The sequence below is a fragment of the Pigmentiphaga sp. MLSB6-MA01 genome (genome assembly GCF_058793475.1).
On record NZ_JBXAFV010000004.1, the window covers coordinates 284,245 to 307,800 of the forward strand.

Consider the following 23,556-nt stretch of genomic DNA (forward strand, 5'->3'; position numbering starts at 1 on the left):
CTTCCCCCCCCCCCCCCCCCCCCCCCCCCCCCCCCCCCCCCCCGCCGCCCTGCTGGCCAAGGCCGATCTCGTCACCGGCATGGTGGGCGAGTTCCCCGAGCTGCAAGGTGTCATGGGCGCCTACTACGCGGCGGCCGACGGCGAGGCGCCCGACGTGGTCGAAGCCATCCGCCAGCAATACCGTATCCGCCTGGACCAGCCCGTCGGCGCCGACGACGCCACGGCGGCCGCGCTGTTCGTGGCCGAACGCGCGGAAACGCTGCTGGGCATCTGGAGCATCGGCCTGGTCCCCACCGGCGACAAGGATCCCTACGGCCTGCGGCGAGCGGCCCTGGGGCTGATCAGCGCGTTCGAGCAGCTCGGCGCGGGCGCACGCCTGCCCGCCGACGGGACCGGACTCACGCTCGACGGCCTGCTGGCGCGGACGGCGGAAACCTTCGCCACCCCGCCCACGGCCGCCCAGGTCGACGAGGTCCGCGCCTTCGTGTTCGAACGCTATCGCAACCAGTTGGCCGGCCAGTTCGACCGCGCCGCGGTCGATGCCGTGGTCGCCGTCACGCCGCCCCTGGCCCAGGTGCCGGCGCGGGTGCGCGCGGTGGTCGCCTTCTCGGCGCTGCCCGAGGCCGCCGCGCTGGCGGCCGCCAACAAGCGCATCGGCAATCTGCTCAAGAAGGCCGAGGGCGAACCCGGCGCGGTGGACCCGGCCCTGCTCGGCGAGCCGGCCGAGCAGGCGCTGGCGCAAGCCGTGCAAAGGCTGCGGCCGCAGGCCGAAGGCAAGTTCGCGCAGGGCGACTTCGCCGGCGCCCTGACGGTACTGTCGCAAGCCCGCGAACCGGTCGACGCTTTCTTCGCCGACGTGATGGTCATGGCCGAGGACCCCGCCGTGCGCGCCAACCGCCTGGCGCTGCTGGCCGAACTGCATCGCATGATGAACCACGTGGCCGATCTATCCCGCCTGGCGACCGCTTAACATGCCCACTCCCCCTGCCCGCCCCAAGCTGGTGGTCCTGGACCGCGACGGCGTCATCAACCAGGACAGCCCCGATTTCGTCAAGTCGCCGGACGAGTGGATTCCACTTCCCGGCGCGCTGGAGGCCATCGCCCGCATCAATCAGGCCGGCTATCGTGTCGTGATCGCCACCAACCAGTCGGGCCTGGGCCGCGGCCTGTTCGATGCGGCCACGCTGAATGCCATCCACGCCAAGCTGCGGGCCGCGCTGGCCAGGCATGGCGGCGGCGTCGATGCCATCTTCATCTGTCCGCACGCCCCGGACGAAGGCTGCGACTGCCGCAAGCCGCTGCCCGGCCTGTATCGCGAAATCGCCCGGCGCTTCGAGACCGATCTTCGCGGCGTGCCCTCGGTGGGTGATTCAGGCCGCGATCTCGAGGCCGCCGCGGCCGCCGGCTGCGCGCCCTGGCTGGTGCTGACCGGCAACGGCCCCAAGACCCTCGCCAAAGGCCAGTTGCCGCCCGGCACGATGGTCTGGAAGGATCTGGGCGAAGTCGCCGACGCGCTCGAAACCGCCGCCCAGGCCGAGGAGCATTGATGCGCTGGCTCAGGTCGCTGCTGTTCGCCATCTTCCTCGTCGTCACGGTCATTCCCTACGCCATCGTCTGCGTGCTGTGGCTTCCCCTGCCCCTGCGATGGCGCTACCGGCTCACGATAGGCTGGCCCCGCCTGATGATCTGGAGCGCCCGCTGGATCGTCGGCATACGCTGGCGCATCAAGGGCTGGGAAAACCTTCCCGACCAGCCGGCCATCCTGCTGCCCAAGCACCAGTCGGCCTGGGAAACCATGTTCCTGCCCGCCTGGATGCCGCGCGAAGTCTGCTACGTGTACAAGCGCGAGCTGAACTGGGTGCCGTTCTTCGGCTGGGGGCTCGCGGGGCTGCGCATGATCGCCATCGACCGCAAGAAAGGCAGCGATGCCTTTGAGCAGGTGGTGGCACAGGGCCGCGAACGCCTGGCCTCCGGCCGCTGGATGGTCATGTTCCCCGAAGGCACCCGCATCGCCCCGGGCAAGAAGGGCAAGTACAAGAGCGGCGGCGCGCGCCTGGCCGCGCGCACCGGCGCGCTGGTCGTGCCCATCGCCCACAACGCGGGCGAATGCTGGCCGCGCAAGGCCTTCGTCAAGCGGCCCGGCCTGATCACGGTATCCATCGGGCCGCCGATCGATCCGCAGGGTTTGACCGCCGACGAGATCAATCGGCGTGCCGAGGACTGGATCGAGGCCGAAATGCGCCAACTCAACCCCGAGCGCTATCCGGACACCCGGGGCGCCGAACGCGCCGCCGGCTAGCCCCCATGGCCACACGCCCCGCTTCCGACACCGGCGCGCCCACGGCTCCGAAGCGGGAGACCGCTCCCCAGTCCGCGCAGCTCGACCTGTTCGCCGAGCCGCCCCGGGCCGTGGCGGTGCCGGCGGCAACGCCCGCCGCGCCCCCGCCCGCCGCGCCGTCGATCCCGGCCCCGGCCCTCCAGTTGCCGCCCGGCGCGCGCTGGCACGAAGTGGTGGCCGAGGGACAGCGGATACGTTTCGTCCTGCAACGCTCGCGCCGCCGCACCATCGGCTTCCTGATCGGCGACGACGGCCTGCGCGTGACCGCGCCGCGCTGGGTCGGCCTGGCCGAGATCGACGGCGCTGTCCGCGAAAAGGCGCGCTGGATCCTGTCCAAGCTGCACGAATGGCAGCAGCGCAGGGAACGCCTCGCCTTGAACCAGACGCGTTGGGAGGACGGCGGCGACCTGCCCTACCTGGGCCGCCGCATCGTCATGCGCCTGGACGCACAGCGCGACACGGCGCTGGCCACGGCGGACCTCGACGCACCCGCCGACGGCGACGTGCTCTGGCTGGGCCTGCCGCCCGACGCGACGGCGGCCCGCATCCGCGATACCGTCCAGGCCTGGCTGCAAGGCCGCGCCCGCGTCCTGTTCGATGTCCGCCTGCGCGAGTTCCTGGCCCGCACCGGCCTGTCCATCAACCGCTGGCGGCTGTCGTCGGCCGCCACGCGCTGGGGCTCGTGCACCAGCGAGGGCAACATCCTGCTCAACTGGCGCCTGATCCATTTCCCGGTCATCATCATCGACTACGTCATCGCGCACGAACTGGCGCACCTGCGCGAGATGAACCATGGCCCCGGCTTCTGGGCCGAGGTCGGCCAACTGATGCCCGGCTTCGAGAATGCCCGCGAGACGCTGCGGCGCCACGACCCGGGCAGCCTGCCGAGGTTCGACTAGGCCTGTTTACACTAGGGCCTGTTCACGCTTTCACGATTAGCGAGGTAACCCATGCGACTACTCCACACCATGCTCCGCGTCGGCGACATGCAACGCTCGATCGATTTCTACACCAAGGTCCTGGGCATGCGCCTGCTGCGCAGCAGAGACTATCCCGACGGCAAATTCACGCTGGCCTTCGTCGGCTACGAAGACGAAAAAGACGGCGCCGTGATCGAACTCACGCACAACTGGGGCGTGGAGAAGTACGACCTCGGCACCGGCTACGGCCACATCGCGGTGGCGGTGGACGACGCCTATGCCGCCTGTGACCGCGTGCGCGAATTGGGTGGCAAGGTCACGCGCGAGGCCGGTCCCATGAAGCACGGCACCACGGTCATCGCCTTCGTCGAAGACCCGGACGGCTACAAGATCGAATTCATCCAGGCCAACACCCACAAGGACTGACGCCCCGTCGCGCGGCGGCCGCTACCGGCCCGCCGCGCGCAGTCGTTCCAGCTCGGCGAAGAAACCATCCACCTTCGCCTGCCCTTCCCGCCGCAACGCATCGTCGCGGCGCGCGCAGCCCTCGGCGTCCTCCAGCGCGCCGGCCTGCCCCACTTGCCGCGAGACATCCTGCACCAGCCTGCACATGGGATGGCGGCGTCGGCCGAACGCCAGCAACGCCTGGTCCAGCGTCGCGTCCGATCCCAGCGCCTCGGCCAGCACCACCGCATCCTCGAGCGCCATCGCGCCGCCCTGCCCCATGAAAGGCGTCGACGCATGGGCGGCATCGCCGATCAGCAGTACCCGCCCGCGGTGCCAGGGCAAAGGGGCGATCACCTCCTCCACGCCGGTGTAGAGCACCTCCGCGCCTTCTCCCAGTTGATCCAGGAAGGGCCCCGCCGGGCCCCTGAACTCGGCGAAGCGCTCCCGCATCAGCGCCGGCCACTCGGCACGCTCGTACCAGGAGTCCTGCGGTTCGAGCATCACGCCGAACAGATAGAGCTTCTCGTCGCTGATGGGCATGATGCCCAGGCGCTTGCCCGTTCCCATCATCATGATCTTGGCGTCGAGGTCCCGCGGACGGTCGTGGACGCTGCGCCAGACGCCAAAGCCCGAATAGCTCGGCACGAGGTCCGGGAACGCCTCGGCCCGCACCTGGGAACGAATGCCATCGGCGCCGATGACGAGATCGCAGGCCACCTGCGTGCCATCTGACAGCGCCACGCGCATCGGTCCGTCGCCGTCGCCGGCCGGCAGGTCCGCCACCGTCGTGCCGAGCTTGAGCACGATGCCCAGCTCCTCGATACGCGCGGCCAGGATACGATGCAGTTCGGCGCGCTTGATGCCCAGGATGGCGGGCAGCCCGTCGAGCGAGGGATAGACCGTCTCGACGATGAACGAGCCGGCCGGGCCGAAATAGCGGTTGCGGCCGCCCGGCACGGCGAACCCCGCCAGGAGGATCTGCGGGAGTACGCCGATCTCCCGCAGCGCCCGCAGGCCGTTGCTGTAGATGAACAGGCCGGAGCTCTGGAACTGCCAGGCCCGCTGCCGTTCCACCATGGTCACGCGCGTGCCCCGCTGAGCGAGCGCGATCGCCGCCGAACAGCCGGCGATGCCGGCGCCGACGATCAGGGCGTGGTCGATTCGAGGCATGATAATCTCCGTGTCGATGCCATAAGTGTCGATGCCGCCGGCGCCCGCCTCAACCCCCGGCACGCCGGATCCGGACACCAGGCGTCCGGAAATCCGCCACGCGGCCCCGCCCTGACCTCCGACCCCGCATGCACGCCTCCGGTGACCTCCTCAGCCGCCTGCTGGCCCACTGGCGATCCGATCGCGCGGTGACGGCCCGCTTCGCGCTTTCCGCGCCGTGGGCCTTGCGGTCGGACGGCGTGGAAGGCGCGCTGATCAGGATGGCCACCGGCACGTCCTACTGGATCGCCGTCGGCCAGGACGAACCGCGGCTGATCGAGGCCGGCGACATCCTGATGCTGCCTCACGGCGACACCCACACCATCTCGTCCGCCCCCGGGCTGCCCGCCCGTCCGTTCCAGCCCCTGATCTCGGCGCATCAGGTCGGCGCCCACGGCGAACGGCCCATCGTGTTCTCGCACGGCGGTGGCGGCCCGGTCACGGACATGTTCTCGCTCCACCTATGGATGCCGGACAGCGGTCCGGGCATGCTGGTCGACACCCTCCCCCGGCTGGTCGTGATCCGCCGGCGCGAGACGCCGATGACCGCCTCGCTGGCGCAGACGATGGCATCGCTGGTCGACCAGTCGCTGCTGCAACCGCCGGGATGGCAATTGGCGACGGCACGCATGGCCGACCTGTTGCTGGTCCACGTCCTGGGGGAACACCTGCGCGCGTCGGCCGAACGGGGCGCCGGCATGCTGCGCGGCATGGCGGACCAAGGCATCGCGCGCGCCATGCTGGCCATCCACGACCACCCGGAGCGCCCCTGGACCGTCGCCACGCTGGCCTCGGCCTGCTACCTCTCGCGCACGGTGTTCAGCGAGCGCTTCCGTCATCTGGTCGGCATGACACCCATGCAATACCTGACTTCGTACCGCATGGCCGTCGCCGCCGAAAAGCTCAAGGATCCCGCCCTGACGCTGGACGAAGTCGCCGCCGCGGCGGGCTACGAATCGGACAAGGCCTTCGCGCGCGCCTTCCGGCGCTGGAACGGCGTCACGCCGGCGGCATTCGCCCGCCGCCGCTGACCGACCACGGGGCGAGTCGCTACAATCAGCGGACTGCCGCGCCCGCCGGGCCGGTGCCTTCTCCCACTCCTGTCGCGCATGCTGAACAAACTCTGGCTGGGATTTTTCGTCGCCGCGGCGGTCTCCGCCCTGGCGCGCTGGGGCATCGCCCACGACCCGGCGGTCTTCCAGGCCATGGTCGCCTCGCTATTCGCGATGGCCAAACTGTCGGTGGAAGTGATGGTGCTGCTGTTCGGCACCATCGCGCTCTGGCTGGGTTTCCTGAAGATCGCCGAACAGGCCGGACTGGTCGATGCGCTGGCGCGGATCCTGGGGCCGCTGTTCGCGCGGCTCATGCCCGAAGTACCGCGCGGCCATCCCGCCATCGGCCTGATCACGCTGAACTTCGCCGCCAACGTGCTGGGCCTGGACAACGCCGCCACCCCCATCGGCCTGCGGGCGATGAAATCGCTGCAGACGCTCAACCCCAGCAGCTCCACGGCCAGCAATGCGCAGATCCTGTTCCTGGTGCTCAACGCCTCGTCGCTGACGCTGCTGCCGGTCACGATCTTCATGTATCGCGCGCAGCAGGGCGCGGCCGACCCCACCCTGGTCTTCCTGCCCATCCTGCTGGCCACCAGCGCCTCGACACTGGCGGGCTTCCTGTGCGTGGCCGCGGTGCAGCGCCTGCGGGTCTGGGATCCCGTGGTGCTGGCCTGGATCGGCGGCACCGCCCTGCTGCTGGGCGGCTTCATGGCGTTCCTGTCCACGCTGTCGGTGGCGGCGCTGGGCGCGCTGTCCTCGCTGCTGGGCAACCTGACGCTGTTCGCGCTGATCCTGTTCTTCCTGGTCGTGGCCGCGATCCGCAAGGTCCCCGTCTACGAAAGCTTCATCGAAGGCGCCAAGGACGGCTTCGACGTCGCCAAGAGCCTGCTGCCCTACCTCGTCGCCATGCTGTGCGCGATCGGCGTGCTGCGGGCCTCGGGCGCGCTCGATTTCGTGCTGGACGGCCTGCGCCTGGCGATCCAGTGGCTGGGTTTCGACACCCGTTTCGTGGACGCCCTGCCGACCGCGCTGGTCAAGCCTTTCTCGGGCAGCGCCGCGCGCGCGCTGATGATAGAGACCATGCAGAACCACGGCGTGGACAGTTTCCCCGCGCTGCTGTCGGCCACCATACAGGGCAGCACGGAAACCACTTTCTACGTGGTGGCCGTGTATTTCGGCGCGGTCGGCATCCAGCGCACGCGGCACGCCGTCGGCTGCGCGCTGCTGGCCGACCTGGCGGGCGTGCTGGCCGCCATAGGCGTGTGCTACTGGTTCTTCGGCTGACCCACCGGCGGGGGAATCGGCCGCGCGCCCTTGGCCCGCGCGAACTCCCGCAACGAATCGAGCATCAGCCCCAGCATGTGCGCCGCCGCCGGCGACAACGACCGGCCGGCGCCGTGCAGCACGCCGACACGGCGTTCGATACGCGGCGCCGTCAGCGGGACGAATGCCAGATCGTGCTCGGTGGCCGGGCGCGCCAGTGTGGGCAGCACGGTAATGCCCAGGCCCGCCTTCACGGCGGCGATCAGCGACGTGCGGTTCTTGATGACCAGGTGGGGCCGCTGCAGCAGCGCCGCCATGCGATGCTCTCGCAGCGCGTGGAAGGTGGTGTTCTCGATGATGGGCTCGCCTTCCAGTATCCGCCAGGACACCGAACGCCCGCGCCCCGCGATGGAGTGGTCGTGGCGGCAGACGACGCCGAACGTGTCCTGGGCCACGGGTATGCAGTGCAGGCCAGCGAGATCCGCGCCCAGTCCGGCGATGCCGAGCTGGGCCTCGCCGCTGGCCACCATGGGGCCGACCTGGGGCGACGACACATCGGCGATCTTCAGGCTCACGCCGGGATAGTCCACGGCGAACCGCCGCAGCATCAACGGCAGCCACTCCTCCGCCAGCGAAGGCATGACCGCCAGGGCAATCGACCCCTGTTCGCCCGACGCCAGCAAGCCGACCTCGTTCTGCACGCGGTCGTGCAGGGCCACCAACTCTCGCAGCAAGGGCAGCACGGACTCGCCCAGGGGTGTCAGCCGGGCCTGGTGTCCATGCTCGAACAGGCTGCCGCCCACCTGGGCTTCCAGGCCCTGCATCGCCAGCGTGACGGCGGCCTGGGTGCGATGGGTTTCCTCGGCCGCGGCCCGCAGGCTCTGCCGCGTGGCGGCGATGACGAACTGACGAAGCTGGGGGATCTTGAACGCGTCGGGCATGGAAAAAGAAGGCCGATTTACAATAATCCTTAATTTTAATTAAAAAAGTTAAAATTGTTAAAAGTCCGGGAAGCAGGGATAGTGGACGGCATCGCTACGGCCAGCCCGTAGGCAACGTCAACGGAGACTTCATGTCCACTCCCGCATCCATGTGGCCGGGCGGCGCGCGCATCGTCGTGGCGCTCACCTTCCTGGTCGAAAGCTGGTCCGAAGGCAAGGCCCCGCCCTACTCGCCCATGACGAGCCCCCCCAAGCCCGGCGCGAAGGACCTGGCCGGCATCACCTGGTCGGAATACGGCGCGCGGGCCGGTGCCTACCGGCTGATGCGGCTGGCGCGCGAGCGCGGGCTGCCCGCCACGTTCTGCGTGAATGCGCGGGTGGCCGAACTGTTTCCCGAGGTCATCCACGCCATCGTCGGCCAAGGCTTCGAGCTGGCCGGGCACAACTACGCGCAGGATGAAGTGCTGCCCGGCCTGGACGAGGCGCAGGAGCGCGCCCTGATCCGCAAGAGCCTGGACATCCTGCAGCGCACCGCCGGCGTGCGGCCCCAAGGCTGGCTGAGTTCCACCATCGCGACCACCGAGCGGACCGCGGACCTGCTGGCCGAGGAAGGCATGCTCTGGCACGGCGACTACAACTACCTGGACCTGCCCTGCCAGATCCAGACCCGGCACGGCGGCATGGTCGCCATCCCGCACAGCGATTTCGCCGACAACCGGGTGCTGCGCGCCGCCCCGCGCGACTTCTTCCAGTGCTACCGCGATACCTTCGATTTCCTGTATCGCAAGGAACCCAACGCGTTCATCAACATCACCGTGCACGGCCACTTCGGCGGACGGCCGCTGATCAGCGCGATGCTGGACGAGGTGCTGGGCTACATCACCTCCCACCCCGGCGTCTGGTTCCCCCGTCACGACGAACTGGCCCACTGGGTCAACGAACACCGCATCGGCTTCATTCCCTATTCCGAGCGCTTTCCGCCGAAAGCCTGATACGACGACGGCCGCCTCTCGCGCGGCCGCGACCACGAACACCAAGGAGACACCATGAATCCCATGAGGCGGGCGCTGGCCGCCCTTTGCCTGATGCCCTTGCCGGCCCTGGCCGGAACCTATCCCGACCGCCCCGTCCGGGTAGTCGTTCCCTTCGCCGTGGGCGGCGCCGCGGATACGGTCGCGCGGTCCGTGGCCCAGAAGCTGGGCGAAGCGCTGGGCCAGACCTTCATCGTCGACAACCGCGCCGGCGCCAACAGCATGATCGGCTCCGAACTGGTGGCGCGGGCCGCCCCGGACGGCTACACGCTGCTGATGCAACTCGGGCCGCCCCACAATACGCTGCCGTTCTTCTCGCGCAACGTCCCCTACGATCCGGTCAAGGATTTCACGCCGGTGGCGATGATAGGCACGGCGCCGCAGGCCATGGTGGTCAACGCCGGGCTGCCCGTGAAGACCCTGAAGGAATTCCTGGCCTATGCCAAGGCGCGGCCCGGCAAGCTCTCGTACGGCACGTCGGGCGTCGGATCGTCCCAGCAACTGGGCGGCGAACTGCTCAAGGCGACGACCGGCATAGACATGATCCACGTGCCCTACAAAGGCGGCGCGCCGGCGCTCAACGACGTGGTGGGCGGGCAGGTGCCGGTCGGCATCCTGGTCCTTTCCAATGTCCTGCCGCACGTGAAGGCGGGCAAGCTGCGACTGCTGGGCGTGCTGCAGGCCGAACGGGCCAAGGCCGCGCCCGACGTGCCCACGCTGGCCCAGGCCGGCCTGCCCGGTTTCTCCGTGCCCGACACCTGGGTGGGACTGCTCGGCCCCGCCGGCATGCCGCCCGCCGTGGTCGAGGCACTACGCAGCGGCGTCGAAAAGGCCCTGGCCTCGCCGGACCTGCAGGAACGCCTGGAGACCGCGGGCTTCGAGGTCGAGGCCCATCCTTCGCCGGAAAAATTCGCGTCGCTGCTGGCCGGCAGCGTGGACACCTACCGGGGCATCGTCGCCAAGGCGGGCATCCAGCCCGAATGACGCGCCCGCCACGGCAGGCCGGTGCGGTCAGGCCACGCCGGCTTCGTGCAGCACGTCGGCCATGGCGATGAACTGCGCCACCGACAACTCCTCGGCGCGCGCGGTGTCGGGTATCCCCAACTGCTGCCAGGGCACCAGCGCCGCCCAGTCACCCAGGCCGCGCCGCAGCATCTTGCGGCGCTGGGCGAACGCCCGGGCCACGGTGGCCGACAGGGCTTCCTCGCTGCGCGCGCGCGGGCGGTCGGCCGGCAACGGAATCATGCGCACGACGGCGGAAACCACGCGCGGCGGCGGATCGAAGGCCTCGGGCGGCACGTCGAACAGCTTCTCCATGTCGTAGCGCGACTGCAGCATGACCGACAGGCGGCCGTAGTCGGCATCGCCCGGCCGGGCCACCATGCGGTCGATGACTTCCCGCTGCAACATGAAATGCTGGTCGCGCACCTGGTCGGCATAGGCCATCAGGTGGAACAAGAGCGGGCTGGAAATGTTGTACGGCAGGTTGCCCACCACGCGCAGCGCCTGGCCGAACGGCGCGAAATCCACGGTCAGCACGTCGGCCTCGGTCACCTGCAGGCGTTCGGGCGCATACTGCCCGCGCAAGCGCGCCGCCAGGTCGCGATCGATCTCGACGACCTTCAGGCAATCCAGCTTGTCCAGCAGCGGCCGGGTCAGCGCCGACAGGCCGGGGCCGATCTCCACCACGTTGTCGGACCGGCGCGGGTTCACCGCGCGGACGATGGAATCGGTGATGCTTTCATCGACCAGGAAATGCTGGCCGAAGCGCTTGCGCGCCTGATGTTTCATGCGGAAACTCCGGAGCCGGCATCCGCCTGGGTGCCGGTTCGTATCATCTGGAGGGCCATGACGATGGCCTCCTGCAAACTGCCGGGATCGGCCTTGCCCGTTCCGGCCAGGTCGAGCGCGGTGCCATGGTCCACCGAAGTCCGCACATAGGGCAGGCCCAGGGTGATGTTGACGCCATGCCCGAAACTCGCGTGCTTGAGCACGGGCAGGCCCTGGTCGTGGAACATGGCCAGCGCCGCGTCGAACTGCGCGACGTGCGCGGGCACGAACAATGTATCGGCGGGCAGCGGGCCATGCGCATCGATGCCGGCGGCGCGGGCCCGGGCGATGGCCGGCGCGATGACTTCGATTTCCTCGCGCCCCAGGTGGCCGCCTTCGCCGGCGTGCGGATTCAGGCCGCACACCGCGATGCGCGGACTCGCCAGCCCGAAACGCCGGCGCAGGTCAGCATCCAGGATGCGCAGCACCTGGTCCAGCGTCCGCGCGGTGACCGCATCGGGCACCGCCCGCAGCGGCAGGTGCGTGGTCGCCAGCGCCACCCGCAGGCCGCCGCCGGCCAGCATCATCACGACCTTGTCGACGCCCGCCTTCTCCTGCAGGTATTCGGTGTGCCCCGAGAAAGCCACGCCAGCGTCGTTGATCACGCCCTTGTGGACCGGCGCCGTGACGATGGCCTGGGCCCGGCCATCGGCCACCATGGCGATGGCGGCATCCAGCGTGTCCAGCACATAACGCCCATTGGCCACGTCCAGCCGGCCCGGCGCCGACGGCGCGCGCAGCGGCACGTGATGCACGCCCACCCCCGCCAACGCGGCGGCATCCTGCCCGCCACGCTGGACGAGCAGATCGCGATCGCCCACCAGCACCAGCTCCACATCCGCCGGCACCCGCCCCGCCCCGCGCTCCCGCGCGAACCACGCCGCGGCCGCGACCGACAACTCAGGCCCGATCCCCGCCGGTTCGCCGGTCGTCAAGACCAGCCTGCGCATCGTACTCATCTCACTCATCCGCCAGCCTGACGACCGGCCTCACGAAAAACAAAAAACGGCGCCCAAAACGCCGTCCCCATTAGCCAAGTTGTACCCCAGGGCACAGCGGATCCGGCTCCGCCGGTCTGCCAGAGCCGCCCCCCGGGACCCGGCGCCGGGCCGCCCCAAGGCGGGTCCCGGCCCCCTTGGGGGGCTGCCGCGTAGCGGCTGGGGCCTCCCCCTCAGGGCGCGGGGGGAGGATTCAACCGGAATTCGACGTAGGCCTTGTCCCGCAACTGCCGCGCCCAGTCTTCATACGCCTGGTCCAGCTTGCGCTGGAACAGCGTCTGGCGCGCCTCGGCGCGCTGCCGCTCGCGGCCGACGTCCTGCGTGCGGCGCTCGACGACCTGGATCAGGTGCCAACCGAACGGCGACTGCACCGGCTCGCTGACCTGGCCGGGCTGCAGCGCATCCATGGCGCGCTCGAACTCCGGCACGGTTTCCTGGGGCGAGAGCCAGCCCAGGTCGCCGCCCTGCGGGGCCGAGGCGTCATTGGAATACTGCCGGGCCATGTCGGCGAAGCTGGAGCCACCTTCCACGATACGCTGGCGGATATTGGCCAGGCGTTCGCGCGCCTGCTCGGCGGTCAGCACTTCGGTCGGCCGTATCAGGATATGGCGGGCATGGGTCTGCCGCACGGGCATCGCGCCGCCGCCCGTGGTGCCGCCGGAGGACTTGCGGTCGACCACCTTGACGATGTGGAAGCCGTTGCCGCTCTGGATGATCTCGCTGATGCCGCCCACGCTCAACTGCGCCACCGCGTCGACGAACATCGACGGCCACCGGTCGGTGGGACGGGTGCCGAGATCACCGCCGCGCAGGGCTTCCTCGCCATCCGAGGAGGAGGCGGCCAGCTGGGCGAAATCGGCGCCGCCGCGCGCCTGCTGGAGCAGGGTCTCGGCCTTGCGGCGCAAGCGCGCCACCATGTCGGAAGAGCTGCCTTCGGGCACGCGCACCAGGATCTGGGACAGCGTCAGCTCGGAAGGCGCGGCTTCGTGCTGTTCGGACAGGTAGGCATCGATCTCGGGCTCGGAGATCTGGATCTGGCTGTCGACCGCGCGCTCGCGCAAACGCAGCAGCGTGATTTCCTGCCTCAGGTCGTCGCGATAGATCGAGAACGGCAGGCCATCGCGTTCGATCTGGTCGCGCATCTGCGAGACCGACACGTTGTTCTGCTGGGCGATCCGGCTGATGGCGCGGTCAAGCTGCAAATCGTCGATGCGGATGCCGGTCTGCGCCGCTTCCTGCAACTGGGTCTTTTCGACCACCATGCGCTCCAGGACCTGCCGCTCCAGCGTGGCCGCGTCCGGAGGCGCGATCTGCTGCCGCGCCAGCGTGGCCTGGGCGGCATGCACGCGGGCATCGAGCTCGCGGCGGGTGATGACGTCGGTGTTGACCACGGCGACGATGTTGTCGCCCAACTGGATGCGCGAGCCGCTCGTGCCGCGCGGCGCCTGGGCGGCCGGAGCAGCGGGCGCCACGGGAGCCTGGGTGGCGGCCGGCGGCGCGGACTGCGGTCCGAGCAGGGTGGGCCCGCTGCCCCCCGGCGAACCGCCGAGGTCGCCTGGCATGCGCAGCCCCTGGGCCACCGCCGACCCGCCCGCCAAAGCGGCCAGGCAGCAAAGGGCGACGCCATGCGCCGCTTTCGTCATTCTGGGCAATACTTTGGAAACCATCATTCGTACCTTTCGAACACCGTCCCTTTCTCAGGCGGCGGGTTGATTACCTGATAACCCGGGATGCTCCGGCGCAGCGTCGTCATCGGGCTCGCCCCGATGCCGCCGAATCCGGTCAGCTCGAGCTGGAAGAACATCGCGGTCGTGGCGTTGTCCTTGGCCACCGCGTAGCGCTGGCCGACCAGGCGGAAAGCCCAGCAGCACCCGCCGTTATATTCGATTCCCGCCACCGCCTCGGCGATCCGGTTCTCGAACAGCGAATAGTTGATGCGCCCGATGCCGAACCAGCGGGGGGCCAGCGGCCACTGGAAAGCGATATCGATCAAATCCTGGCCCGGCACGCTGACCGACTCCCGCTTGTAGCGGTAGGCCAGCGAGATCGTGCTCAGCCGTTGCGGACTCCAGCGCGCGCCGATCGTGGACCGGGTCACGCGCTCGATCTTGGGATTGTATTGCACCGTCGTCTCGCCGCTGAGCGTCGACGTCAGCGCGCCGTAGACCGACACCAGGAAATCGGAACGGCCGTCGGAACTGGGCTCCTCGCCCGGCAGCGTGACGCGCTGGTCGCTGAAATACAGCCGCTGGGCCCCCATGATGCGCGCGCGCTCCACCCCGGTCTTGGGATCGAGCCAGCGCGTGGTCAGCGCCGCGGTCAACTGGTTGGCCTCGGCGATCCGGTCCCAGCCGGAATAGAGGTTCTCGGAGAAGATCTGCGCGAAGTTGAAATCCGCCAGCGCCGTGTCATAGATGGGCAGGTTCGACTGGTTGCGGTACGGCACGCGCAGGTAGTACAGGCGGGGTTCCAGCGTCTGGCGGGCCTCCCTGCCGAGCAGCGTGCTGTCGCGCTCGAAGATCAGGCCCGTGTCCAGCGATACGATGGGAACGGTGCGGTTCGCGGTGTAGGACGCCGCGCCCTGGAAGGAATCCGTGTTGTAGCGGGTGGAATGGATGCCGACCTTGGGAATGAAGAATCCGCCCGGCCGGATGATGGGATACGACACCGACGGATAGGCGTAGGCGCGCGAACCGTTGACCAGCGTATTGCTGCGAAAGCGCGTGGCGTCGGCGTCCATCCGCACGTCGAAGCCGTTCCAGTCGTAGCGCTGGCCGGTCAGGTGCAGTTGCGGCTCGCGGCCATAGGGCGGCACGATGGGCGCCAGCGGATCCTGCAATGTCTGGTAGCTGACCACGCGGCCGTAGGCTTCCCAGTACCCTTGCTGCCAGTTCATCGAGAACGAGCGTTCCAGCGTCGCGGTCGAGGCCAGGCCCGTCCCCAGCACGGACAGATCGCGGAAATAGGCGTCGTCCGAAGCCTTGGAGACGTTCCAGTTGAACCCCAGGTTGGGCGTCAGTTGCTGCCGGTGCTGCGAACTGAACAGATAGCGGTCGCGCTGCGCCACCCTGTCGTCGGGCAGGTAGCTCAACCGCGTCACCCCGCTGAACGAGGGTTCAAGGTAGCGGAACTCGCCCGACAGTTGCAGCCCGCGGCGGAGCATGAACTTCGGGGTCAGGGTGGCATCGCGGTTGGGCGCGATGTTGAAGTAGTACGGGATCGCGAATTCCGGACCGCTCTTGCTGGTCAGGCCGAAGGTGGGCGACAGGAACCCCGACTTGCGGGCGTTGTTGAGCGGGAAGGAAATGACGGGCGATGCCAGGATGGGGACGTTCTTGAAATACAGCACTCCGCCGTAGCCCACGCCCTCGCCGGCGTCGTAGTCGAAATCGGCGCTCCGGGCACGCAGTTCCCAGTCCGGCTTCTCGCAGGCGCATCCCGTATAGCGCACCCTGTCGGCGTGGACGCGGTTCTGCCCCAGCATGCGGATACGCTCGGCCGAGCCGCTGCCGCCGTTGAGCCCGAAGAAGAACCGGGCGTTGTCGATCTCGCCCGTGCCGCTGCTCATGTTGAGCTTGAGCCTCGGCCCCGTCAGCAGGTTGCCGTCGCGCACCAGCCGCACGTTGCCCAGCGCGTCCAGTTCGTCCTCGACCTGGTCGTACTCGATGGTGTCGCCCTTCAGGATGGTGCCCTGGCGCCGCACCTGCGCGTTGCCTTCCAGCCGGAGCTTGTCCTGGCCATCGGCCGTCAGTGTGTCGGCCTGCATGAACGCCGGCAGCCGGTCGGGATCATAGGTGTGCTCGCGCAGGCCCGGCGACAGGCGCAGGCCACGGCCGGAAACCGGCCCGGCCCCGGCCTGCGGTTCGGACGGACCGTCTTGCGCATAGGCCATCGGCGCTACCGCAAATGCTGCAAACAGGCTGAACCACCGGATCAATCGCACGGGCCTCGAGGAATGAAAAAACGGAAAGTCGAAGAATACGCGAGCCGACGGCCACGCGCGGTAAAAAAAGATAGCGGCCCGCGGCGTTCAGCGGGGGCGCCGGGCCCCGCCGAAAAGGGGGCCGGGTTCGTTCCGGGAACCGATATCGGTCGGTATTATAGGAGGCATGAATGCCATCCCCGATCAAGCCGCCGGCCAGGCCGGCGCCGACCCCAGGCGCGCCCAGGCCGCCGCCTGGCTGTCCAGCCTTCCCCCGGCTCTCCAGCTCGACCCGTCCACCCTCCAGCCGGCCTCCAGCGACGCCAGCTTCCGGCGGTATTTCCGGATCGCCATGGGCCCCGGCACCGCGGTCGTGATGGACGCCCCGCCCGACAAGGAGGACTGCCGTCCCTTCCTGCACGTGGCCGGACTGCTGCACGCGGCCGGCGTGCACGTGCCCCGCGTGCTGGCGCAGGACCTCGGCCAGGGCTTCCTGCTGCTGTCGGACCTGGGGCGCAGCACCTACGTCGACTACCTGCGGGGCACGCCCACCCCGCACGACACCCACCGCATCTATATGGACGCGCTGGCGGCGCTGGTGAAGTTGCAACAAAGCGCAACCACCGGCCTGGTGCGCTATGACAAGGCCCGCCTGGCGACGGAACTCGAACTGTTCCCCGACTGGTACGCCGCGCGCTACCGCGGCCAGCCCCTGGACACGGCCGACCGGACCGCGCTCGATGCCGTGTTCGAGACCCTGATCGACGCCAACCTGGCCCAGCCCTTCGTCCTGGTGCACCGCGACTACCACTCGCCCAACCTGATGCTCACCGACCTGCCGGCCGGCGGACCGGACTACGGCCCCAATCCCGGCGTCATCGACTTCCAGGACGCGGTGGTCGGCCCCATCACCTACGATCTCGCCTCGGTGCTGACCGACGCCCGCACCACCTGGGAGGAGCCGCAGCAGCTCGACTGGGGCATCCGCTACTGGGAAATGGCGCGCAAGGCCGGGCTGCCGGTGGCGGCGGATTTCGCCGATTTCCATCGCGCCTACGAATGGATGGGGCTGCAGCGCAACCTGCGCATCCTGGGCGTCTTCGCGCGCCTGGCCCATCGCGACGGCAAGCTCGCCTACCTGGACCACATGCCGCGCGTGAACGCCTACGTACGGCAGGTCGCCAGCCGCTACCTGGCCTTCAAGCCGCTGATGAAGCTGCTGGACCGGCTGGACGGGCAGGCGTCCGCAACCGGCTACACCTTCTGATGCGCGCCATGATCCTGGCGGCCGGACGCGGCGAACGCATGCGGCCGCTGACCGATACCGTGCCCAAGCCGCTGCTGCCGGCGGGCGGCAAGCCCCTGATCGTCTGGCACATCGAACGGCTGGCGCGGGCGGGGCTGCGCGACATCGTCGTCAACCACGCCTGGCTGGGCGCGCGCATCGAGGAAGCGCTGGGCGATGGCTCGCGCTGGGACGTGCGCCTGCGCTATTCGGCCGAGCCCACCGCGCTGGAAACGGCCGGCGGCATCCGCCAGGCCCTGCCGCTGCTGGGCGGCGAACCGTTCCTGGTCATCAACGGCGACATCTGGACCGACTGGGATCCCGCCCTGGCCCAGGCCGCCGCCGGCGACCTGTCGCGGCAGGACCACCTGGCCTGGCTGGTGCTGGTCGCCAACCCCGCGCACCATCCCGCGGGCGATTTCCGCCTGGCGCCCTCCGGACAGGTCCAGGACGGCGAGCCCCGGCTGACCTTCGCCGGCATCGGCGTCTACCAGCCGGCGCTGTTCGCCGGCCTGCCGGCGGGCGAACCGGCCAGGCTGGCGCCCCTGCTGCGCACCGCCATGGCGGCGGGCCGGGCCGGCGGCATGCGCCACGACGGCCGCTGGACCGACGTCGGCACGCCCCGGCGCCTGGCCGACCTCGATGCCAGCCTACAATAAACATTGGTCATTCCCGCGCACGGATCCATCGCCATGAGCATTCCCGCCCAGGACCTCACCCCCTTCGCCGCGCGCCGCCGGCGCGTGCTGGACATCATGCGTGCCCGCGGCGGCGGCATCGCGATCCTGCCCACCTCCCGCGAGCTCGTCCGCAACCGCGACGCCGAATTCCCGTTCCGCTTCGACAGCGACTTCTTCTACCTGACCGGCTTCCCCGAACCCGAGGCCTGGCTGGTGCTGATCGCGGGTGCCGAGGACCGCAGCATCCTGTTCTGCCGCGGCAAGAACCTGGAACGCGAGATCTGGGACGGCTACCGGATCGGCCCCGACGCGGCCGCCGGGCAGTTCGGCTTCGACCGCGCCCTGCCGGTCGAGGCGCTGGCCGACGAGCTGCCCAAGCTCATCGCCGACCAGCCGGCCCTGTTCGTGCCCATGGGCAGCGACCGCCTGTTCGACACCCACCTGCGCGGCTGGCTGGACCGCGTGCGCGCCATGGGCCGGTCCGGCGCCACCGCGCCCGCCGGCAGCTACGACCTGCGCGCCATCCTGGCGGAAATGCGCCTGGTCAAGGACGCCTTCGAGATCGAGACCATGCGCCGTGCCGGCGCCATCTCGGCGGACGCCCACGTGCGCGCCATGCGGGCGTCGCGTCCGGGCCTGCGCGAATACGAGATCGAGGCCGAGCTGCTGCACGAATTCCGCCGCCACGGCTCGCAGTCCGTGGCCTACAACTCCATTGTCGCCACCGGCCACAACGCCTGCGTGCTGCACTACCGCGCCGGGGATGCCGAACTGAAGGACGGCGACCTGATGCTGATCGACGCCGGTTGCGAACTGGACGGCTACGCCTCGGACATTACCCGCACCTTCCCGGTGAACGGCCGCTTCAGCGGCCCGCAGCGCGCGCTGTACGACCTCGTGCAGGAAGCCCAGAACGCCGCCGCCGCCCTGACCCGCCCCGGCGCGCGCTGGAACGAAGGCCACGACGCCGCGGTCCGCGTGCTGGCCCAGGGCATGATCGACGAGGGCCTGCTGACCGGCACGCTGGACGGCGTGCTGGAATCCCAGCAGTACGCCCGTTTCTACATGCACCGCACGGGCCACTGGCTGGGCATGGACGTGCACGACGTGGGCGACTACCGCGAACCCGGCGCGGCGCAGTCCGCGGACGAACCCCGTCCGTGGCGGACGCTGCGGCCGGGCATGGTGCTCACCATCGAGCCCGGCATCTACGTCCGCCCCGCGGCCGACGTGCCCGAGCGGTTCTGGGACATCGGCATCCGCATCGAGGACGATGCGGTCGTGACAGAGTCCGGCTGCGAGCTGATCAGCCGCGGCGTCCCCGTCGCCGCCGACGAGATCGAAGCCATCATGCGTGGCTGACGCAGGCATGCAGGCGGACGTCACCATCCTGGGCGGCGGCCCCGTCGGGGCCACGCTGGCGCTGCTCCTGGCCCGCGCGACCACCCGCCCCGGGCGCATCGTGCTGTGCCGCCCGCGGCGCGCGGCGATCGCGCCCGCCGCCACGGCGGCCGACCCGCGCTCGATGGCGCTCAACCACGGCAGCCGGGTACTGCTGAAGTCGCTGGGCGCCTGGCCGGCGGGCGGCGCCGACATCCTGCACGTCCACGTCTCGCAGCAAGGCCGCCTGGGCCGCACCCATATCTCGCACGCCGACTTCGGCGTGCCCGCCCTGGGCACGGTGCTGCCGTACACCGCCATCGTCGACGCCCTGGACGCCGCGCTGGCGCTCTCGGGCGTCACCATCCGCGCGGGCGGGCCCGCGGCCATCCTGCGCCAGGAAACCGGCGCGCCCGTGATCGGCCAGGACGGGGACGAATGGACCACCCGGGCCTGCGTGCACGCCGAAGGCGGCACCTTCGACCACCAGGCCCGCAACGACCTGCACCGCGACTACGGCCAGCATGCCGTGCTGGCCATCGTCCGCGCCAGCCGCCCACGCCCGGGCTGGGCCTGGGAGCGCTTCACCGCCGAAGGCCCCCTGGCCCTGCTCCCCTACCCCGCCGGCCCGGCCCACGACACCGGCCGCCATGCACTGGTCTGGTGCTGCCGCCCCGGCCATGCCGAGCACCTGGCAGCCCTGGATGACGCCGCCTTCGCCGACGCCCTGGGCCAGACCTTCGGCACCCGGCTGGGCAGCTTCGCCGCCGCCGGCCCGCGCCACCGCTACCCCCTGGGCATCAACCTGCGCCGCCACGTCGCCGACGGCAACATCGTCGCCATCGGCAACGCCGCCCAGACCCTGCATCCCGTCGCCGGCCAGGGCATGAATCTCGGCCTGCGCGACGCCGCGCGGCTGGCCGAAAGCCTCGCCCCCCTGCTGCGCGACCCGTCCGCCCACGCCGCCCCGTTGCTGGCGTCCTACGCCCGCGCCCGCGGGGCCGACCGCTGGCTGACCAGCGGCCTGACCGATGTCATGCCGCGCATTTTCGCGACCGGCCTGGCCCCCGTCGAACACGCCTGCGGCCTGGCGCTGCTGGGACTGGACATGTCGCGCACGCTGCGCGGGCCGCTGGCGAGACAATTGATGGAGGGACTCCGGGCCTGATCGCCGCGGCGCCCCGACAGCGGTACAATCCCCGCCTTCCTCGGACATTTTGCCCACGCGCCGCATCCCCCCATGAATGGGGCTGACGGCGCATTCAGTCATGCGCATCGGCCCCTACGACCTTCCGAACAACGTTTTCGTCGCTCCCATGGCGGGCGTGACGGATCGTCCGTTCCGCCAACTGTGCAAACGGCTGGGCGCCGGCCATGCCGTGTCCGAGATGGCCGCCAGCAACCCCCGCCTGTGGAACAGCGTCAAGACCTCGCGCCGGCTCGACCACGAGGGCGAAAGCGATCCCATCGCCGTGCAGATCGCCGGCAGCGACCCGGAAATGATGGCGCAGGCCGCCGTCTTCAACGTCGGCAAGGGCGCCCGCATCATCGACATCAACATGGGCTGTCCGGCCAAGAAGGTCTGCAACTTGGCCGCCGGTTCGGCCCTGCTGCGCGACGAAGACCTGGTCGCGCGCATCCTGGAAGCCGTCGTGCGCGCGTGCGAACCGCTGGGCGTGCCCGTCACGCTCAAGACCCGCACCGGGTGGCGCCGTGCCGACCGCAACGTCCTGCGGGTGGCGCGGCGCGCGCAGGACATCGGCATCGCGGCCCTGGCCCTGCACGGCCGCACCCGCGAGGACCTCTACATGGGCGATGCGGAGTACGAGACCATCGCCGCGGTCAAGGCCGAACTCACCATCCCCGTCATCGCCAACGGCGACATCGACTCGCCCGAGAAGGCCCGCCGCGTGCTGGACGACACGGGCGCCGACGCCGTCATGATCGGCCGGGCGGCCCAGGGCCGGCCCTGGCTGTTCCGGGAAATCGACCACTACCTGCGCACCGGCACCCGCCTGCCCGCTCCCACGCAGGCGGAGATGCGCGAACTGCTGCTGCAGCACCTCGACGACCACTACCGTTTCTACGGCGAGTACACGGGCGTGCGGACCGCGCGCAAGCATATCGGCTGGTATCTGGGCATGCTGCCGGGAGGGCCGCAGTTCTGTGCGCAGCTGAATTTGATAGAAAACACGCGCGACCAATGGCGGGCGGTAGCCGACTGGTTCGATCGCCCGATGGAACCGACGGCTTCGCGGCTGGCCGCCTAGGCCGCGCATCAAGGAAACAACCAATGAAAGAACATACGCTTGAAGAGTGCGTGCGCCACACCCTGGACCGCTACTTCAAGGATCTCGAAGGCGAGACCACCAGCGGCATCTGGGACATGGTGCTGACGGCCGTCGAGCGCCCCATGCTGGAGGTCGTGCTGGAAAAGGCCGACCGCAACCAGTCGCGTGCCGCCGAGATGCTCGGCATCAACCGCAACACCCTGCGCAAGAAGCTCGACCACTACCAGATCAAGGTCTGACGCGGCGACTCCCTCCCCATTGTTCCGTGCCTGCCCTGGCACGCCATTCTGCCCCACTCTCATGAAAATCGAACGCGCGCTTCTTTCCGTTTCCGACAAATCCGGCATCGTCGACTTCGCCAGGGCCTTGCACGACCGCGGCGTGCAACTGCTGTCTACCGGCGGCACGGCCAAGCTGCTGGCCCAGGCCGGCCTGCCCGTGCAGGAAGTCTCCGACTACACCGGCTTTCCCGAGATGATGGATGGCCGCGTCAAGACGCTGCATCCGAAGATCCACGGCGGCCTGCTGGCCCGCCGCGACGCCCAGGCCCACCTGGACGCCATCGCCGGGCACGGCATCGGCCGCATCGACCTGCTGGTGGTGAACCTCTACCCCTTCCGCGAAACCGTCGCCAGGCCCGACTGCACCTTCGCCGACGCCGTCGAGAACATCGACATCGGCGGACCGGCCATGCTGCGCGCGGCGGCCAAGAACCATGGCACGGAAGCCGGCGGCGTCACGGTCGTCATCGATCCGGCCGACTACGCCCAGGTGCTGAAGGAAATGGATGCCACCGGCGCGACCTCCTACGCCCTGCGCCTGAACCTGGCCAAGAAGGTGTTCGCCCATACCGCCTCGTACGACGGCGCGATCGCCAACTACCTGACCAGCCTGGCCGACGCGCCGGCCCAGGAGGCCGTGCCCGCGCGCGAGGCCTACCCCGGGATCCTGAGCTTCCAGGCCGCCAAGAGCCAGGCCATGCGCTACGGCGAGAACCCCCACCAGTCCGCCGCCTTCTATCGCGACACCGCGCCGGCCGCCGGCCTGCTGGCCAACTACCGCCAGTTGCAGGGCAAGGAACTGTCCTACAACAACATCGCCGATGCCGATGCCGCCTGGGAATGCGTGCGCACCTTCGACGCGCCGGCCTGCGTCATCGTCAAGCACGCCAACCCGTGCGGCGTGGCGGTCTCGACCGACGCGCTCCATGCCTACCAGCAGGCGTTCAAGACCGATCCCACGTCCGCCTTCGGCGGCATCATCGCCTTCAACCGTCCGGTGGACGCCGCCACCGCGCAGGCGGTCAGCAAGCAGTTCGTCGAAGTGCTGCTGGCCCCCGCCTACGAGGCCGGCGCGCTGGAGATCTTCGCCGCCAAGCAGAACGTGCGGCTGCTCGAGATCCCGATGGGCGACGGCGTGAACGCCTTCGACGTCAAGCGCGTGGGCGGCGGCTGGCTGGTGCAGCAGCCCGACTCGTTCAACGTCGCGCGCGACCAGCTCAAGGTCGTCACCAAGGTCGCGCCCACCGAAGCCCAGATGGACGACCTGCTGTTCGCCTGGAAGGTGGCCAAGTTCGTCAAGTCCAACGCCATCGTGTTCGTGGGCGGCGGCATGACGCTGGGCGTGGGCGCCGGCCAGATGAGCCGCGTCGACTCCGCCCGCATCGCCTCGATCAAGGCCGAGAACGCCGGCCTGTCGCTCCAGGGTTCGGCCGTGGCGTCCGACGCCTTCTTCCCGTTCCGCGACGGCCTGGACGTGGTGGTGGACGCGGGCGCGAGCTGCGTCATCCAGCCGGGCGGCAGCCTGCGGGACGCGGAAGTCATCGCGGCGGCGGACGAACGCGGCATCGCGATGGTGCTGACCGGCACCCGCCATTTCCGCCACTGATGAGACCACCCCCGACGCCCTTCGGGCGCCCCCTCCAGGGGGCGGCGCTGGCGGACCGGCAAAGCCGGATCCGCGGCGC

The 23,556-nt window shown here is 69.7% G+C and carries 22 protein-coding genes (1 of these 22 only partly in view); 16 read left to right on the top strand and 6 right to left on the bottom strand.

Annotation, left to right across the window (positions count from 1 at the left end):
* The 5 genes in view from glyS to gloA are tightly spaced (at most 51 nt apart) and all read left to right on the top strand, a layout consistent with a single transcriptional unit that may run on beyond the window.
* Positions 1-970, top strand: partial view of a glycine--tRNA ligase subunit beta gene (gene glyS, locus AC1Q6E_RS08990; RefSeq protein ID WP_492572581.1) — the final stretch only. 1,223 nt of this gene lie to the left of the window's left edge; the window shows 970 of its 2,193 coding nt (coding positions 1,224-2,193); its start codon lies beyond the left edge, outside the window; it ends in the stop codon at positions 968-970.
* 1 nt (position 971) lies between these two features.
* Positions 972-1,547, top strand: coding sequence for a D-glycero-beta-D-manno-heptose 1,7-bisphosphate 7-phosphatase (gmhB, locus tag AC1Q6E_RS08995; RefSeq protein WP_152796078.1), 576 nt, complete (start codon positions 972-974; stop codon positions 1,545-1,547).
* A complete protein-coding gene (locus AC1Q6E_RS09000; protein ID WP_152796076.1) occupies positions 1,547-2,299 on the top strand; it encodes a lysophospholipid acyltransferase family protein in 753 nt (250 codons plus the stop codon). Before gmhB ends, AC1Q6E_RS09000 begins: the two co-directional genes overlap by 1 nt.
* A gap of 5 nt (positions 2,300-2,304) precedes the next feature.
* Positions 2,305-3,237, top strand: a complete 933-nt coding sequence (locus AC1Q6E_RS09005; RefSeq protein ID WP_152835789.1) for a M48 family metallopeptidase — start codon at positions 2,305-2,307, stop codon at positions 3,235-3,237.
* Between the two features lie 51 nt (positions 3,238-3,288).
* Positions 3,289-3,684 carry a lactoylglutathione lyase gene (gene gloA, locus AC1Q6E_RS09010; protein WP_152792330.1) on the top strand — a complete coding sequence of 132 codons (396 nt, stop codon included), beginning with the start codon at positions 3,289-3,291 and terminating at the stop codon, positions 3,682-3,684.
* A 21-nt stretch (positions 3,685-3,705) separates the two neighbouring features.
* Here the strand turns inward: gloA and AC1Q6E_RS09015 are convergent, their stop codons facing one another.
* A complete protein-coding gene (locus AC1Q6E_RS09015; protein ID WP_296556757.1) occupies positions 3,706-4,875 on the bottom strand; it encodes an FAD-dependent oxidoreductase in 1,170 nt (389 codons plus the stop codon).
* Between the two features lie 128 nt (positions 4,876-5,003).
* Here AC1Q6E_RS09015 and AC1Q6E_RS09020 point away from each other — a divergent pair, with 128 nt between their 5' ends.
* Positions 5,004-5,945, top strand: a complete 942-nt coding sequence (locus AC1Q6E_RS09020) for an AraC family transcriptional regulator (protein WP_152835787.1) — start codon at positions 5,004-5,006, stop codon at positions 5,943-5,945.
* A gap of 78 nt (positions 5,946-6,023) precedes the next feature.
* Positions 6,024-7,253, top strand: a complete 1,230-nt coding sequence (locus AC1Q6E_RS09025) for a nucleoside recognition domain-containing protein (protein ID WP_492572582.1) — start codon at positions 6,024-6,026, stop codon at positions 7,251-7,253.
* Here AC1Q6E_RS09025 and AC1Q6E_RS09030 read toward each other — a convergent pair.
* Complete coding sequence (locus AC1Q6E_RS09030; RefSeq protein WP_492572583.1) at positions 7,235-8,173, bottom strand: LysR substrate-binding domain-containing protein; 939 nt, start codon at positions 8,171-8,173, stop codon at positions 7,235-7,237. The two genes, AC1Q6E_RS09025 and AC1Q6E_RS09030, sit on opposite strands and share 19 nt — an antisense overlap.
* A gap of 131 nt (positions 8,174-8,304) precedes the next feature.
* Here AC1Q6E_RS09030 and AC1Q6E_RS09035 point away from each other — a divergent pair, with 131 nt between their 5' ends.
* Both AC1Q6E_RS09035 and AC1Q6E_RS09040 read left to right on the top strand, forming a co-directional pair.
* The gene (locus AC1Q6E_RS09035; protein WP_492572584.1) at positions 8,305-9,165 is read left to right on the top strand and encodes a polysaccharide deacetylase family protein; all 861 of its coding nucleotides are present in this window, start codon (positions 8,305-8,307) and stop codon (positions 9,163-9,165) included.
* Positions 9,166-9,219: 54 nt separating this feature from the next.
* Positions 9,220-10,188: a tripartite tricarboxylate transporter substrate binding protein gene (locus AC1Q6E_RS09040; RefSeq protein ID WP_152798791.1), complete on the top strand. Its 969-nt coding sequence runs from the start codon at positions 9,220-9,222 to the stop codon at positions 10,186-10,188.
* Between the two features lie 27 nt (positions 10,189-10,215).
* Here the strand turns inward: AC1Q6E_RS09040 and rsmA are convergent, their stop codons facing one another.
* The 4 genes from rsmA to AC1Q6E_RS09060 all read right to left on the bottom strand — a co-directional run bounded on the left by rsmA (position 10,216) and on the right by AC1Q6E_RS09060 (position 15,975).
* A complete protein-coding gene (gene rsmA, locus AC1Q6E_RS09045; RefSeq protein ID WP_296556753.1) occupies positions 10,216-10,995 on the bottom strand; it encodes a 16S rRNA (adenine(1518)-N(6)/adenine(1519)-N(6))-dimethyltransferase RsmA in 780 nt (259 codons plus the stop codon).
* A complete protein-coding gene (gene pdxA, locus AC1Q6E_RS09050) occupies positions 10,992-12,002 on the bottom strand; it encodes a 4-hydroxythreonine-4-phosphate dehydrogenase PdxA (RefSeq protein WP_492572585.1) in 1,011 nt (336 codons plus the stop codon). The genes rsmA and pdxA overlap by 4 nt, the downstream gene beginning before the upstream one ends.
* Before the next feature lie 203 nt (positions 12,003-12,205).
* Positions 12,206-13,675, bottom strand: coding sequence for a peptidylprolyl isomerase (locus AC1Q6E_RS09055; protein ID WP_296556751.1), 1,470 nt, complete (start codon positions 13,673-13,675; stop codon positions 12,206-12,208).
* 23 nt (positions 13,676-13,698) lie between these two features.
* Entirely contained in the window at positions 13,699-15,975 is a 2,277-nt protein-coding gene (locus AC1Q6E_RS09060) for an LPS-assembly protein LptD (protein ID WP_296556750.1), read from the bottom strand.
* 166 nt (positions 15,976-16,141) lie between these two features.
* On the opposite strand from AC1Q6E_RS09060, the gene AC1Q6E_RS09065 reads away from it, so the two are divergent.
* The 7 genes from AC1Q6E_RS09065 (at position 16,142) to purH (ending at position 23,477) form a co-directional block, all read left to right on the top strand.
* Entirely contained in the window at positions 16,142-17,221 is a 1,080-nt protein-coding gene (locus AC1Q6E_RS09065; protein WP_152798781.1) for an aminoglycoside phosphotransferase family protein, read from the top strand.
* Positions 17,221-17,898: an N-acetylmuramate alpha-1-phosphate uridylyltransferase MurU gene (gene murU / locus AC1Q6E_RS09070; RefSeq protein ID WP_296556749.1), complete on the top strand. Its 678-nt coding sequence runs from the start codon at positions 17,221-17,223 to the stop codon at positions 17,896-17,898. Before AC1Q6E_RS09065 ends, murU begins: the two co-directional genes overlap by 1 nt.
* Before the next feature lie 33 nt (positions 17,899-17,931).
* Complete coding sequence (locus tag AC1Q6E_RS09075; protein WP_152798777.1) at positions 17,932-19,281, top strand: aminopeptidase P N-terminal domain-containing protein; 1,350 nt, start codon at positions 17,932-17,934, stop codon at positions 19,279-19,281.
* A gap of 7 nt (positions 19,282-19,288) precedes the next feature.
* A complete protein-coding gene (locus AC1Q6E_RS09080) occupies positions 19,289-20,467 on the top strand; it encodes a UbiH/UbiF/VisC/COQ6 family ubiquinone biosynthesis hydroxylase (RefSeq protein ID WP_296556781.1) in 1,179 nt (392 codons plus the stop codon).
* A 100-nt stretch (positions 20,468-20,567) separates the two neighbouring features.
* Positions 20,568-21,569, top strand: a complete 1,002-nt coding sequence (gene dusB / locus AC1Q6E_RS09085; RefSeq protein ID WP_492572586.1) for a tRNA dihydrouridine synthase DusB — start codon at positions 20,568-20,570, stop codon at positions 21,567-21,569.
* Between the two features lie 23 nt (positions 21,570-21,592).
* A complete protein-coding gene (locus AC1Q6E_RS09090) occupies positions 21,593-21,829 on the top strand; it encodes a helix-turn-helix domain-containing protein (protein WP_087781600.1) in 237 nt (78 codons plus the stop codon).
* A 61-nt stretch (positions 21,830-21,890) separates the two neighbouring features.
* Positions 21,891-23,477, top strand: a complete 1,587-nt coding sequence (gene purH / locus AC1Q6E_RS09095) for a bifunctional phosphoribosylaminoimidazolecarboxamide formyltransferase/IMP cyclohydrolase (RefSeq protein WP_492572587.1) — start codon at positions 21,891-21,893, stop codon at positions 23,475-23,477.
* The last annotated feature ends 79 nt before the right edge of the window (positions 23,478-23,556 follow it).

Excerpts from the sequence above, each read along its gene's own strand:
- pdxA (WP_492572585.1), bottom strand. The coding sequence starts at position 12,002 with ATGAGTGAGATGAGTACGATGCGCAGGCTGGTCTTGACGACCGGCGAA.
- AC1Q6E_RS09035 (WP_492572584.1), top strand. The coding sequence starts at position 8,305 with ATGTCCACTCCCGCATCCATGTGGCCGGGCGGCGCGCGCATCGTCGTG.
- AC1Q6E_RS09065 (WP_152798781.1), top strand. The coding sequence starts at position 16,142 with ATGAATGCCATCCCCGATCAAGCCGCCGGCCAGGCCGGCGCCGACCCC.
- AC1Q6E_RS09055 (WP_296556751.1), bottom strand. The coding sequence starts at position 13,675 with ATGACGAAAGCGGCGCATGGCGTCGCCCTTTGCTGCCTGGCCGCTTTG.
- gmhB (WP_152796078.1), top strand. The coding sequence starts at position 972 with ATGCCCACTCCCCCTGCCCGCCCCAAGCTGGTGGTCCTGGACCGCGAC.
- dusB (WP_492572586.1), top strand. The coding sequence starts at position 20,568 with ATGCGCATCGGCCCCTACGACCTTCCGAACAACGTTTTCGTCGCTCCC.
- AC1Q6E_RS09025 (WP_492572582.1), top strand. The coding sequence starts at position 6,024 with ATGCTGAACAAACTCTGGCTGGGATTTTTCGTCGCCGCGGCGGTCTCC.
- AC1Q6E_RS09040 (WP_152798791.1), top strand. The coding sequence starts at position 9,220 with ATGAATCCCATGAGGCGGGCGCTGGCCGCCCTTTGCCTGATGCCCTTG.
- AC1Q6E_RS09080 (WP_296556781.1), top strand. The coding sequence starts at position 19,289 with ATGCAGGCGGACGTCACCATCCTGGGCGGCGGCCCCGTCGGGGCCACG.
- AC1Q6E_RS09000 (WP_152796076.1), top strand. The coding sequence starts at position 1,547 with ATGCGCTGGCTCAGGTCGCTGCTGTTCGCCATCTTCCTCGTCGTCACG.
- gloA (WP_152792330.1), top strand. The coding sequence starts at position 3,289 with ATGCGACTACTCCACACCATGCTCCGCGTCGGCGACATGCAACGCTCG.
- AC1Q6E_RS09005 (WP_152835789.1), top strand. The coding sequence starts at position 2,305 with ATGGCCACACGCCCCGCTTCCGACACCGGCGCGCCCACGGCTCCGAAG.
- murU (WP_296556749.1), top strand. The coding sequence starts at position 17,221 with ATGCGCGCCATGATCCTGGCGGCCGGACGCGGCGAACGCATGCGGCCG.
- rsmA (WP_296556753.1), bottom strand. The coding sequence starts at position 10,995 with ATGAAACATCAGGCGCGCAAGCGCTTCGGCCAGCATTTCCTGGTCGAT.
- AC1Q6E_RS09075 (WP_152798777.1), top strand. The coding sequence starts at position 17,932 with ATGAGCATTCCCGCCCAGGACCTCACCCCCTTCGCCGCGCGCCGCCGG.
- purH (WP_492572587.1), top strand. The coding sequence starts at position 21,891 with ATGAAAATCGAACGCGCGCTTCTTTCCGTTTCCGACAAATCCGGCATC.
- AC1Q6E_RS09015 (WP_296556757.1), bottom strand. The coding sequence starts at position 4,875 with ATGCCTCGAATCGACCACGCCCTGATCGTCGGCGCCGGCATCGCCGGC.
- AC1Q6E_RS09090 (WP_087781600.1), top strand. The coding sequence starts at position 21,593 with ATGAAAGAACATACGCTTGAAGAGTGCGTGCGCCACACCCTGGACCGC.
- AC1Q6E_RS09020 (WP_152835787.1), top strand. The coding sequence starts at position 5,004 with ATGCACGCCTCCGGTGACCTCCTCAGCCGCCTGCTGGCCCACTGGCGA.
- AC1Q6E_RS09030 (WP_492572583.1), bottom strand. The coding sequence starts at position 8,173 with ATGCCCGACGCGTTCAAGATCCCCCAGCTTCGTCAGTTCGTCATCGCC.